Genomic DNA, 12,053 nt, shown 5'->3' with positions numbered 1-12,053 from the left:
ATGGATAATTATAATTTATTGTACTTAAAATCAATCTATAAGCTAATGTTTATAATACTTAAACAAAATACCTCCTATTATGGATGATTTATCCGATAATGGACAAAAAAAGCCGACTGAAAAGCCGGCTAAAATATTTAATATTCAAATGATTTGTTCAAAAGATCAACTTCCTCAGGAATATCTTCTTTATTGCTATTCTCGACCGCATGATGTCTAATTTTAAAATCTCTGGAGTAATTAATTAGATGAACACCTCTATTTTCGAAACCTCCAAAAGCGGTTATTCTTTTAAAGAGATAGGTAGATTGTAATAAATCTATGTCAAGATTATTCATTTTATGAGGAAATTCCGTTCCATATTTACTTGTTGCCAAGGCAAAGAATCTGCACATATCATAGCCTCTAAAACTAAAATCGCTAGGTTCACAACGGAAACGTTCTCTAAATTCATCAACAAAATTTAACGACTTTTCCTCTTTATAATCGATATAATAAGGACTGAAAAGGGAAAAGTTTAAATTATAAAACAACTCAGACTCTAAACTATTATAACGTTGCCATTTCGAAAATCCTATTAAGCGAATGGCAAAACGCTGACTTAGTACATTTAAATTGGTAATTATATTTTCGACCAAAGGCTGATCGTTAGAAGGTAAAACCACTATGTTTTCACAAGTATCGCTCATTAGTGCTTCTATCCCAAACAAACCATATTCCTCGAAACTTATTTTTTTATAGTTTAACTGATCAGTATTCCAATACAATCCTTTTTCGAACAAATTATGCTCTATATCTTTTATCAGCTTATACTCATTTAAGTGTTTATATCTTTCGGGATGTACAACAATTACGTTTTTCAGCTCAAAATCCTCGCATACGTATTCTGAAATTTGTCTGCACACCGATGCTAAAGAAGTATTTAACTGAATAACATACGGATTGCTATTAATTTCGGGATTTTTCCCTGATAATGGAGAAACAATAGGAATTCCTTTTTGCTTAGCAAATTCGGCAACAACAGCAAAGGTATTTTGATAGACTGGCCCAATTAGAAAATCGAATTTAACAAATTGGTTTTTAGCAACAAGTCTTTTCACTTTCGTTGGATTTTTTTCTGTATCAAACAAATGTAAATCAACAGATAAGCCTTCTTTTCTTAAAGAATCAACAGCCATTAAAACTCCCTGATAAAAACGGATAAACTCTCTTGATTTTCTATAAATAACTCTTGGATTACGTTCAGTTATTATTTTTAATGTATCTATGTAACTAACTGTTTGATTAATTGTATCATTAGTTTCCAAATAAAGAGGTAAAAACAAACCTATTGTAATTTTCTTTTGTATTACCTGAACTTCTTCAACACTCTCTACAACTGAATCAAGTGTTATAAATTCTTCCTTAATTGTATCCCTGGGAAGTTCTTTTACCACAAAATATTCTGGTGGCACTAAATATCGTGGAATTTTTACCCAATCGCCAACTTTTAGAACCTTACCTTTAATCTTAGGATTAAATTTTCGAAGCTTTTTCTGCTTCATTAGAAACTCCTTAGCTATGGAATATTGTGTATCTCCAGACTTAATTACATAGTAGTAATATTTTTTATCGTGCTTTGGAACATTCTGTACTTCTACTGTTTGTTCCTTTTTATATTTGGGAATTTTAAGCACACTATTAAGAGGTAGACTTTGTTCTACTCCTTTATTCTCTGCTTTTAAATCATCAATTGTAAGATGATATTTTCTAGATAAAGAAAACAGTGTTTCTCCCTCTTTCACAATATGGTATATATACTTAGCATCTTCTTTTTTTACCAAAATAGGTGCACTTACAGATCTACCTTCGAAAGGGATTCTAAGAACTTCGTTAAAATTAACTGTAGCCTGAGTTTTTCGGTTTTCTTTCATTAAAACAGAAAGGCTTACACCATAGGCTTTAGAAATTGAAAATAAGGTTTGTTTTTCTTTTACAATATGCAAAAGATAAGTTTTACCACTAACAACTACCTTATTTTTAGATATTTCTACAACAGAACTCTGCGTAAAAGCAATATTAATAGTCCCGAATAAAAGACTAACAAAGAGGATACTTCGAAAAAAACAATTCATTAAATATTTGTTTTTCAATCGTTTATACTTAATTAAAATCGACAACAAAAATACTAAAGTAAGCTTGGAAAACAAAATATGTACAAGAATTGAACCATTTATTCTTCTATAAAAAACAAAATCGAAGAAATAAAATACCTCTTCGATTTTTATTATGCTTTTTTATAAAAAATACACTTAGTTTTCTACTAATACGAATTCATCATATTCAATTTCAAATTTCAGTTTTTGTCTTGCTTCTTCATTCGCTAAAGATAAAAATGTTTGCTTACACTCTTCGTTTATAGCACATTCAGACATATCCATATAAAACTTAAACTTTATTTTCTCCTTTTTCATTGCCAAAATAAGAGCTTGCTGATATGACAAGTCTGAATTTCTATGATCAACATTCTCGAGCGATCCTGCAATTTTCATATCCTGAATATCCTCTGGATTAAACTCCACTTTTAGATCTTTCATTTTTTCTAAACGCAACATCCTAGCTGTTTTTTCAAGAGCAATATTATGGAAAAGTCTCCGCACATTTTTTCTGTCCATTTTTTCCGAAAGGTCAGAATAAAACTCAATCTCTGTCATTTCCTTATCAATAGCATAATCGATAATTTCTTCAAAAGTTCTAAAAATTTTCATTTTTTGTTTTTTTAATATTTAAAGTTATTTATCATTCCATTTAAATTTAAGTAATATCTGATCAATAAGTTACGAAATATCAACGGATAAGACAAAGAAAATATGAGTGCATAAAAAAAGCCGCAGCGAATGCTACGGCTTTTCATTATATCTGTTAAAATTTAATTTTCGGTTAAGATATTACTATCGTACTCAACTTCGAATCTCAATTTATGTTTTGCTTCCTCCTGAGCCAACATCAAGAATAAGTCTTTTGATGCAGTATCATTTGAAGCTGCAGCCAAATCCATATACAATTTAAAAGCTGCTTTTTCTTTTTTCATTGCAATGGTAAGTGCCTCCTGATAGGTAATTTTTGTTTTTTCAGTATCAACATCCACCAAATAATCACCAATTTTTAAATCAGCAATTTTTTTCTCGGAAAGCTGATATTGTTTACCATTTTTAATAGCTTCCAACTTGGCACGATGACCAAGTTCTTCTATCGCATATTGCTCAAACGTATCTTTCATCTCCTGATGCTTCATTTTTGATGCCAATGCGGTATAAAAATCGGCTGCAATTTGCTCTTCATTAATCGCAAAATCTAAAATATCGTCTATAGAATTAAATTCTTTACTCATAGCTTATCAATTTTAATGTTCTACTTTTTGAGACAAATACTTCTCTTTCAAATAAATATTCATGTTAGCCGCAGCTTTACGACCATCACCCATAGCTAGAATTACAGTTGCACCACCGCGAACAATGTCACCACCAGCAAAAAGTTCAGGAATTGAAGATTGCATTTTATCTTTTACAACCTCAATTGTACCCCATTTAGAAACTTCTAAACCTTCAACTGAATTTGGAATTAAAGGATTTGGCGATACTCCTACCGCTACAACAACAACGGTAGCATCGATAACATATTCCGCCCCTTCCATTGGAATTGGTCTTCTTCTGCCAGAAGCATCAGGTTCACCTAATTCCATTTTTTGAACTTTAACTTGCTTTACACGACCATTTTCGTCGGCAATATATTCAATAGGATTTGTTAGTGTAAGAAACTCTATTCCTTCTTGTTTAGCATGATGAACTTCCTCTAAACGAGCAGGCATTTCTTCTTCGGAACGACGATATACAATCATTGCTCTTTCGGCACCCAAACGTTTTGCTGTACGAACCGAGTCCATAGCAGTATTTCCACCACCAACAACAACAACATTTTTACCTCTAAGAACAGGTGTATCAGAATCTTCAGCATCGGCACCCATCAAATTCACACGAGTAAGGTACTCATTTGATGATAAAATACCATTGGCATTTTCACCTGGAATATTCATAAAACGTGGCAATCCGGCACCAGATCCTACATAAAATGCTTTGTATCCTTCTTTTTTTAAATCATCTAAAGATGCTGTTTGCCCTACTATAAAGTTGGTAACAAACTTCACTCCCATCTGACGAAGGTTATTTATTTCGACATCTACCACCGTATTTGGCAAACGAAATTCAGGAATTCCATATTTTAAAACACCTCCAATTTCGTGCAGTGCCTCAAAAACAGTAACATCATATCCCGATTTTGCCATATCACCAGCAAAAGATAATCCCGAAGGCCCCGAACCAATAACTGCAACTTTTACACCATTAGCTTCTGCACATTCAGGTACTGAAATGGTTCCTGATTCTCTTTCATAATCGGCAGCAAAACGCTCTAAATGACCAATTGCAATAGCTGGTTGATTCAACTTCTCAACATAAAAACAATGTTTCTCACACTGCAATTCCTGAGGACAAACACGTCCGCATACAGCTGGCAAAGCACTGGTTTCTTTCAAAACTGAAGCTGCTTCCAGGATATGGCCTCGCTCAATATTCTTAATAAATTTAGGAATATTAATACTAACCGGGCATCCTTCCATACAAGTAGGATTTACACAATCCATACAACGAGTAGCTTCAAGAAGAGCCTGCTCTTTTGTTAATCCAGCATTTACCTCAATTCGTTGCGATGTGATTCGCTCTTCAGGAGCTGTTTCTGTCATCTCAACTCTTTCGATCGCCATGCGATCTTTCGCTTTTGTCTTTTTTTGGAGTTCGACTCTCCACTCTTTTTTACGCTCGTTTTTTATATATTCTTCAGACCTTTCCATTGTCTTTTTATTAGATATTAGATATGAGATATGAGAATTTAGAACTGTAAAATACTTTCTTAATTATTCAAATATCAATTATCTCTCACAAATTATTCGTGAAAATGATCCATTTTATCTTGTTCTTCTGCTTTGTACCCTCCTAATCTCGACATCATTTCATCGAAATCAATTTTGTGAGCATCAAATTCAGGACCATCAACGCAAGTAAATTTGGTTTTACCATCTACAGTAACCCTACATGCACCACACATACCAGTACCATCAACCATAATACTATTTAAACTTGCCATGGTTGGAATTTCATACTTTTTAGTAAGCAAAGAGCAAAATTTCATCATAATGGCAGGACCAATTGTGATACATTCATCAATTTTTTCACGCTTGATTACTTCTTCCATACCTTCGGTTACTAAACCTTTTTTTCCGTACGATCCATCATCAGTCATGATAATTAATTCATCAGAATGCTTACGCATTTCGTCTTCTAGAATCAATAAATCTTTATTACGAGCCGCCAAAACCGTAATTACACGATTTCCTGCTTTTTTATAACCTTCGACAATAGGAAGTAAAGGTGCAACACCAACACCACCGCCACAACATAGAACAGTACCTACTTTATGAATATCGGTTGGTTTTCCTAAAGGCCCAACTAAATCGGTAATATAATCGCCAACTTCGAGCTTGCAAAGCTTAGTAGATGATACTCCCATTTTTTGAACAATAATGGTAATAGTACCTTTTTCGATATCTGCACCAGCAATAGTTAAAGGAATACGTTCTCCTTTTTCGCCAACTCGCAGAATTATGAAATTTCCAGGCTTGCGGGATTTTGCAATTAAAGGAGCTTCAACTACAATTTTTACTACTTTTTCTGAAAAATTCTCTTTTTCAACTATCCTGTTCATTACTCTTTTTAAATAAATGAATGAAAAAAATGCTAAATAACCGTATGGTTTAGTTATAAACAATTGTTTTAACACTTCGCACACAGCAATTAATTATTATTCAAAAGTATAAAGAAGTGTGGTATCAGCCTAGCAGTTTACTTATAAATTAAGGGTGTAAATTACTTTAGGATGAATCTAAATAAACAATCTCTTATCTCGAAAAACATTGACTATAATAACAATGCATACGTTTTGAAAATAATTCTAAAAATAAAAGAGGAGCTAAATAACCCCTCTTTACTATCAATACTAATTAATTTTTTAGATGCTAATATTTTTTCCTTCATAGCATGCTTGATAAATCGCTTTGATCTCTTCAAACTTTGGCTTTCTTGGATTAAACAGTGTACATGGATCATCCATCGCATTCTGCGTAAGAATATCCAATTTCGCATCCCAATCTGCTTGACTGATTCCATACTCTTTTATAGAACCTACAACACCTACTGATGCACGTAAGGCTTCAATTTCTTGCGCAAAATCTTCTGCTGTTGATTTCCCAAATAGTTCGGCCAAGTCATTATACTTTTCAGTTACTTTTGAGTTAAAACGTGTTACGTTTGGCATCAAAATCGCGTTACCACATCCGTGAGGAATACCAAAAGTACCGCCAATTTGATGAGACATAGAATGAACAATACCTAACCATACGTTGGTAAAAGCCATGCCTGCCATACATGAAGCATCGTGCATTGCCTGACGAGCTTCCTTATTATTTGGCTCCGTATGAGCGGTAGTCAGATTTTTAAATACCAAATCGATAGAACCTTTAGCCAATGAATCATTGTAACGATCGGCGATATTTGAAACATAAGCTTCAACACCATGACTTAAGGCATCCAATCCTGTGTTAGCAGTTACATGTGCTGGCATACTTTCACAAAGCTCCCCATCAATAATCGCCACATCAGGAGTTAACTCGTGAGAAACAATTGGATATTTAGTTCCTTTTTCTCTATCAGTAATAACAGAAAGACCTGTAATTTCGGTACCTGTACCACTAGTAGAAGGAATTGCCACAAAATAAGCCTTGTTACGCATTGCTTTAACTGCAAATGGTGCTGCTAATTCCTCTAATGTTGAATCTGGATACTCGTAAAATATCCACATTGCTTTTGCTGCATCGATAGCCGAACAACCACCTAAACCAAGAATAACATCAGGTTGCTCTTGAGTAAAAAACGCTGCTCCTTTCATAACAGTCTCTATTGATGGATCAGCTTCAACACCGGAAAATACAACTGAAGAGATACCAGCTTCTTTCAAATAGTTCTCAGTTCTCTCCAGAGAACCGTTTGCTTTTACAGAATTACCACCAATTACGATAACTGCTTTTGTTCCTTTTAATCCTTTTAAATTTTCTAGACTTCCTAGTCCGTGAAAAACGTCTTTTGGGACAACAAATTTTGCCATAACTTTTATTTTAATATTTGGTTTTATCAAGCGGTAACAAAAGTTCTTATGAATGCTATTTTCAATACAGAACATTTGTTAATGATTACGCTGACAAAAGTAGGGCAAGCCTCAATCAGTATGCTTACTGAAAAAGTTCATTCGTTTATTAAAAAAGGTCAAATTTAAATTTTAATGATTTTACTTGAAGTGACACCTTGAGCTAAAGATTATAAAATAGAGATATTTTGCTTCATATATCCTATTTCGAAATATCAGTTGGACTGATTCCAAATTTATTTTTAAAGGCAATGCTAAAATTTGAAAGGTTACTATATCCAAAATCAATATAGATATCTGAAGCCTTTAAATCTTCACTTTCTAAGACCTCCTTCGCACGCTGCAAACGCTTATCTTGCAACCATTTTCCCGGAGAAACTTGATATTCTGCAATGAAATTGCGCTTAAAGGTAGATAAACTCATATTGCATAAAAAAGCGATTTCTTCCAACTTTAGGTTAGAATATACATTTCTCTCAATGATCTTTTTAAAAGGAGAATTTTCTTTCGAAATTAAAGAATACAAATACAATTTAAATTTCTGACCATATTTGGTAAGCAAGTAAAACATGATCTCGTCGAACTTTAGCGATAGCATTTCCGCATTAAAATCGGAAGACATAAGACTCATTTTCGATAAAGTATCCAAGTATGAAGCAATATAGAAATCGTTCTCAATAACGAAAAAAGGATCTTCATCTTTCAAGCATTCTTCCTTTTTAGTGTGCTTGGCAAGAAAAACTTTTAATCTGTCTTCCGAAAAAAATAAGAGCTTACAGTAATAAATATCATCATTATCAAGCAATTCAGTCCATAGCCAATTCCCTTTACGGATTAGCAAAGACTGTTCCCTGTTCACCATTACCGCAGCATCAGCAAAGTGTACCTGTTTTTTACCTACCTGCAAAAAGCTAAACATGTTCATACTCAGGTTTACCTTACTTTTTACAACATCACTAGTCATCTTAAAGTCGTAAACAATTAAATCTTGTACGCTTTCGTCTTTGCTAAGGAATATTTCGGGTATGTTTTCTATCGACATTTCGTAAACTAATTAATCTTATTATCTGCAAAACTAATTCATTTCCCTTTAATCATACAATTACTAATCATATTGATTTTCTATTATCTTTGGTAAGACCAAAATCAATAAACATAAAATGATACAAGACGAAAAATTAAATATTGAAAATCAGATAAAAGAAAAAATTGATAAACTGGAGACTGAAATTATCACCTTAAAAGATTTAACTCAACCTATTTCGCCCGATTGTGCCATTGGTAGAGTTAGCCGAATGGATGCTATTAATAATAAAAGTATAAATGAAGCTGCCCTTCGCAAAAAACAAAGTCAGTTATCTGCTTTAAAGGAAGCTCTTAAAAATATAAATAATCCTGATTTTGGGAAATGCATTAAATGTGGAGCCCAAATACCTATTGGCAGAATAATGATAATGCCCGAAAGCAGGAAATGTGTACGATGTGCCAGTAAATAAAGAATTCTTTTAATTTTGCAAATTAGTAAGCACGAAAACAATTTACATGATACTCTCAATAATATTTGATATTTGGCTGCTAACAAAAATAGTAGCAATTATACTTCCTGTAATTGCAATTGTAGACATATTAAAACGGAAATTATTAGCAATAGATAAGCTAATTTGGATTTTATTAGTGGCCTTTATACCATTCATTGGTTCCATTATCTATTTTTACGATCGCATTAAACACAGAAAAAGAATTTAGGTATCTTTGCAGTTAACAGCTACAAACTGCTTGAAAGTTCATTAGCTTATTGCAAGCTTTTTCATTTCGATTTTAGGATTCGGAGTTTTTACCTGAAACTTGAGACTTGGAGCTTGAAACTTTCATACATTATAAACTTATTACTTTAAACTTTATCCTTTAGTCATGGCTAAAAAGAAAAAAAATATCGTTTACTCAACGAATCCCAATTACAATTACGAATACGACGAAGAGCAGGAACAAGAATCGATTCCTAACAATCAGCAAACTTTAAGAGTTCTTTTAGATAAAAAGCAGAGAAAAGGAAAAGTTGTGACTTTAATTGAAGGATTTAAAGGCAGTTCGGACGATTTAAAAGAATTGGGCAAAAAACTAAAAACCAAATGCGGTGGCGGTGGATCTGCTAAAGATGGAGAAATTCTTATTCAGGGCGATCATCGTGATAAAATTATGGACATGCTAAAAGCAGATGGCTATAAAGTTAAGCGTGTAGGTGGATGATAATAAAAATAAAGAAACACTCAGTAATGTTTCTTCACTAATAATAGCTTATAAAAAAACCGAAACCCATTACGGATTTCGGTTTTATTTTTTTCTTTTTATCCCTTTTTAGGGATATAATAGTATTTATCTTATAATGTATCTAAGCAAGATGCAATATTCTTCTCGATTCTTGCTTTTACACTTGTAGCCTCGGCTCTTTCGAATTTTTCACCAATAATTTGCTCATACAATTCAATATAGCGCTCTGAAATTTGGTTAACTCTGGCCTCATCCATTTCCGGAATCTCCTGACCTTCTTTTCCCTGAAAACCATTTTCCATTAACCACTCGCGAACAAATTCTTTCGACAATTGCTTTTGTTGCTCGTTGTTTGCCAGGCGCTCTTCATATCCTTTAGAATAAAAATAACGAGATGAATCAGGAGTATGAATTTCATCAATCAAATAGATCTTTCCATCTTTCTTTCCGAACTCATATTTCGTATCAACTAAAATCAAACCTTTTTCAGCTGCAATTTCTGTTCCTCTGGCAAATAAGGCCTGAGTATACTTTTCAAGAGCTTCGTAATCTTCCTTTGTTACAATCCCCTGCTTTAAAATTTCTTCTTTCGAGATATCCTCATCATGGCCTTCCATTGCTTTAGTGGTTGGGGTAATAATAGGCTCCTCAAACTTCTGATTTTCTTTCATTCCCTCGGGCATTGGAACACCACAAAGCATTCTTTTACCAGCCTTATACTCTCTCCAAGCATGACCAGTTAGGTAGCCACGAATCACCATTTCAACCATAAAAGGCTCAGCTAAATGCCCCACTGTTACCATTGGATCTGGAGTTGCAATTTTCCAGTTAGGAACAATATCGGCGGTAGCATCTAAAAAACGAGTTGCAATTTGATTTAGCACCTGTCCTTTAAATGGAATTCCCTCAGGCAAAACAACATCGAATGCCGAAATACGATCCGACACAACCATTGCAAGATACTCATCGTTAATATTATAAACGTCTCTTACCTTACCTTTGTAAACATTCTTTTGATTCGGAAAATTAAAATCTGTTTTTACAATTGCTTCTTTCATTGTCCCAAAAATTCTGATAATTTATAAAATGGTTTATTATAAGCCAAATGCTATCAGCAGCCAGCCATTAAATATTCTTAATTAATTGCGAAGATATAGAAAACTGGAATTGTAAAAAAGAACCTGTATCTAATTTGTGACATAAAATCTAAATCTTAAAACATAAGCTTTAAATTCCAATAATAATTCTCTGCTGTTTAGCTTCGGATATCAAGTATAAAAACACAGATATTTTTGCACCAAATAAAGCTCTGGTCTTTATTACAGGTCATTATTTACAGATCACAGTTCCTTGCTTATTTCTTACTCTCTTCCCTCTTTTTAATATGTCTTGCTTCTTCCCTCTCATCTTCAATTTCGTAGGCAGCAACAATTTCTTTTACTAATCGGTGACGAATAATATCCGAACTATCGAATTCTACCATTGCTATTCCCTTAATTTTTCTTAAGATGCGAAAAGCCTGCACCAAACCAGAATGCTGTTTTCTAGGCAAATCAATCTGAGTAATATCACCCGTAATCATAAACTTACCACTGGTACCCATTCTTGTTAAAAACATTTTTAACTGTTTGGTTGTAGTGTTCTGAGCTTCATCTAAAATTACAAAAGCATCGTTTAAGGTTCTCCCCCGCATATAGGCCAAAGGGGCAATTTGAATCACTTCAGCTTCTAAATAATCGGCTAACTTTCGCGGAGGAATCATATCCAAAAGCGCATCGTACAAGGGTTGTAAATACGGGTCTATTTTCTCTTTTAAATCGCCGGGTAAAAAACCAAGATTTTCGCCTGCTTCAACAGCCGGACGGCTTAAAATAATTTTCTTCACCTCCTGATTCCGCAAGGCTTTAACGGCAAGTGCTATGGCAGTATATGTTTTTCCTGATCCAGCCGGACCAACTGCAAAAACCATATCATTTTTAGCCGATTTTTCCACCAGCTTTCGCTGATTAGCAGTTCGCGAACGAATTATTTTTCCGTTATTACCAAAAATAATTACACTTTCCGGATCATCGGGATTTTGTATTCCGCTTGCGTTTTCGAGAAAAATTCGTTTTATATTGGCAATTGTTAAAACATTGTACTGATTATAATGTTGAATCAATAAATTTATTTTCTGTTCGAACAAATCCAATGTACTCTTCTCTCCACTAGCTATTATTTCACTGCCGCGTCCTACAATATTTAATTTTGGAAACATTTCCTTTATTGCTTCCAATTTTGCGTTATTAATTCCATAAAATTCAAGAGGATCTATCACCCCTAAAGATATGCTCTTTTCTATCATATAATTAGATCAGTATTCGTTATATTTTAGCCTCCAAATTACTTATTAATTCTGATTTGGCACTTACACAAAAAAGGAAAATTTATTTTTTTACTCTAAACATATCATTATACAAAACAATTTACTTCTCTTTACTGTATAAGCGCAGATG

The 12,053-nt window shown here is 33.4% G+C and carries 13 protein-coding genes; 3 read left to right on the top strand and 10 right to left on the bottom strand.

Annotated features, from left to right (window positions below):
• Positions 1–137: 137 nt before the first annotated feature.
• The 7 genes from ACT3CE_RS07565 to ACT3CE_RS07535 all read right to left on the bottom strand — a co-directional run bounded on the left by ACT3CE_RS07565 (position 138) and on the right by ACT3CE_RS07535 (position 8,332).
• The gene (locus ACT3CE_RS07565) at positions 138–2,114 is read right to left on the bottom strand and encodes a LysM peptidoglycan-binding domain-containing protein (RefSeq protein ID WP_444709157.1); all 1,977 of its coding nucleotides are present in this window, start codon (positions 2,112–2,114) and stop codon (positions 138–140) included.
• A gap of 177 nt (positions 2,115–2,291) precedes the next feature.
• Complete coding sequence (locus tag ACT3CE_RS07560; protein WP_444709156.1) at positions 2,292–2,747, bottom strand: ferritin family protein; 456 nt, start codon at positions 2,745–2,747, stop codon at positions 2,292–2,294.
• Between the two features lie 161 nt (positions 2,748–2,908).
• Positions 2,909–3,370, bottom strand: coding sequence for a ferritin-like domain-containing protein (locus tag ACT3CE_RS07555; protein ID WP_444709155.1), 462 nt, complete (start codon positions 3,368–3,370; stop codon positions 2,909–2,911).
• Between the two features lie 12 nt (positions 3,371–3,382).
• Positions 3,383–4,885 carry an NADPH-dependent glutamate synthase gene (gltA, locus tag ACT3CE_RS07550; RefSeq protein ID WP_444709154.1) on the bottom strand — a complete coding sequence of 501 codons (1,503 nt, stop codon included), beginning with the start codon at positions 4,883–4,885 and terminating at the stop codon, positions 3,383–3,385.
• Between the two features lie 92 nt (positions 4,886–4,977).
• The gene (locus tag ACT3CE_RS07545) at positions 4,978–5,796 is read right to left on the bottom strand and encodes a sulfide/dihydroorotate dehydrogenase-like FAD/NAD-binding protein (RefSeq protein ID WP_444709153.1); all 819 of its coding nucleotides are present in this window, start codon (positions 5,794–5,796) and stop codon (positions 4,978–4,980) included.
• Positions 5,797–6,099: 303 nt separating this feature from the next.
• Complete coding sequence (locus ACT3CE_RS07540; RefSeq protein ID WP_444709152.1) at positions 6,100–7,251, bottom strand: iron-containing alcohol dehydrogenase; 1,152 nt, start codon at positions 7,249–7,251, stop codon at positions 6,100–6,102.
• 241 nt (positions 7,252–7,492) lie between these two features.
• Positions 7,493–8,332: a helix-turn-helix domain-containing protein gene (locus tag ACT3CE_RS07535; protein ID WP_444709151.1), complete on the bottom strand. Its 840-nt coding sequence runs from the start codon at positions 8,330–8,332 to the stop codon at positions 7,493–7,495.
• Between the two features lie 118 nt (positions 8,333–8,450).
• Here ACT3CE_RS07535 and ACT3CE_RS07530 point away from each other — a divergent pair, with 118 nt between their 5' ends.
• Positions 8,451–8,786: a TraR/DksA family transcriptional regulator gene (locus ACT3CE_RS07530; RefSeq protein ID WP_444709150.1), complete on the top strand. Its 336-nt coding sequence runs from the start codon at positions 8,451–8,453 to the stop codon at positions 8,784–8,786.
• A 42-nt stretch (positions 8,787–8,828) separates the two neighbouring features.
• Here the strand turns inward: ACT3CE_RS07530 and ACT3CE_RS07525 are convergent, their stop codons facing one another.
• Entirely contained in the window at positions 8,829–8,984 is a 156-nt protein-coding gene (locus ACT3CE_RS07525; protein ID WP_444709176.1) for a hypothetical protein, read from the bottom strand.
• On the opposite strand from ACT3CE_RS07525, the gene ACT3CE_RS07520 reads away from it, so the two are divergent.
• Together ACT3CE_RS07520 and ACT3CE_RS07515 are read left to right on the top strand one after the other, a co-directional pair.
• Entirely contained in the window at positions 8,938–9,036 is a 99-nt protein-coding gene (locus tag ACT3CE_RS07520) for a PLDc N-terminal domain-containing protein (RefSeq protein WP_444709175.1), read from the top strand. The genes ACT3CE_RS07525 and ACT3CE_RS07520 overlap by 47 nt on opposite strands.
• A 165-nt stretch (positions 9,037–9,201) precedes the next feature.
• Positions 9,202–9,537, top strand: a complete 336-nt coding sequence (locus ACT3CE_RS07515) for a translation initiation factor (protein ID WP_444709149.1) — start codon at positions 9,202–9,204, stop codon at positions 9,535–9,537.
• Positions 9,538–9,668: 131 nt separating this feature from the next.
• On the opposite strand, the gene ACT3CE_RS07510 is transcribed toward ACT3CE_RS07515, so the two are convergent.
• Positions 9,669–10,616: a phosphoribosylaminoimidazolesuccinocarboxamide synthase gene (locus ACT3CE_RS07510; protein ID WP_444709148.1), complete on the bottom strand. Its 948-nt coding sequence runs from the start codon at positions 10,614–10,616 to the stop codon at positions 9,669–9,671.
• Between the two features lie 296 nt (positions 10,617–10,912).
• Positions 10,913–11,902: a PhoH family protein gene (locus ACT3CE_RS07505; RefSeq protein WP_444709147.1), complete on the bottom strand. Its 990-nt coding sequence runs from the start codon at positions 11,900–11,902 to the stop codon at positions 10,913–10,915.
• Between the last annotated feature and the right edge of the window lie 151 nt (positions 11,903–12,053).

The sequence above is a fragment of the Marinifilum sp. RC60d5 genome, from assembly GCF_052400665.1.
Taxonomy (GTDB): Bacteria; Bacteroidota; Bacteroidia; order Bacteroidales; family Marinifilaceae; genus JBQTGK01.
The sequence above is the reverse complement of the archived record's forward strand: the minus strand, read 5'-3'. Positions and strand labels throughout refer to the sequence as shown.

Bases quoted from the DNA above. Each gene is read 5' to 3' on its own strand.
- ACT3CE_RS07565 (WP_444709157.1), bottom strand. From the start codon at position 2,114: ATGAATTGTTTTTTTCGAAGTATCCTCTTTGTTAGTCTTTTATTCGGG.
- ACT3CE_RS07535 (WP_444709151.1), bottom strand. From the start codon at position 8,332: ATGTCGATAGAAAACATACCCGAAATATTCCTTAGCAAAGACGAAAGC.
- ACT3CE_RS07545 (WP_444709153.1), bottom strand. From the start codon at position 5,796: ATGAACAGGATAGTTGAAAAAGAGAATTTTTCAGAAAAAGTAGTAAAA.
- gltA (WP_444709154.1), bottom strand. From the start codon at position 4,885: ATGGAAAGGTCTGAAGAATATATAAAAAACGAGCGTAAAAAAGAGTGG.
- ACT3CE_RS07560 (WP_444709156.1), bottom strand. From the start codon at position 2,747: ATGAAAATTTTTAGAACTTTTGAAGAAATTATCGATTATGCTATTGAT.
- ACT3CE_RS07515 (WP_444709149.1), top strand. From the start codon at position 9,202: ATGGCTAAAAAGAAAAAAAATATCGTTTACTCAACGAATCCCAATTAC.
- ACT3CE_RS07505 (WP_444709147.1), bottom strand. From the start codon at position 11,902: ATGATAGAAAAGAGCATATCTTTAGGGGTGATAGATCCTCTTGAATTT.
- ACT3CE_RS07555 (WP_444709155.1), bottom strand. From the start codon at position 3,370: ATGAGTAAAGAATTTAATTCTATAGACGATATTTTAGATTTTGCGATT.
- ACT3CE_RS07530 (WP_444709150.1), top strand. From the start codon at position 8,451: ATGATACAAGACGAAAAATTAAATATTGAAAATCAGATAAAAGAAAAA.
- ACT3CE_RS07510 (WP_444709148.1), bottom strand. From the start codon at position 10,616: ATGAAAGAAGCAATTGTAAAAACAGATTTTAATTTTCCGAATCAAAAG.
- ACT3CE_RS07540 (WP_444709152.1), bottom strand. From the start codon at position 7,251: ATGGCAAAATTTGTTGTCCCAAAAGACGTTTTTCACGGACTAGGAAGT.
- ACT3CE_RS07525 (WP_444709176.1), bottom strand. From the start codon at position 8,984: ATGAATGGTATAAAGGCCACTAATAAAATCCAAATTAGCTTATCTATT.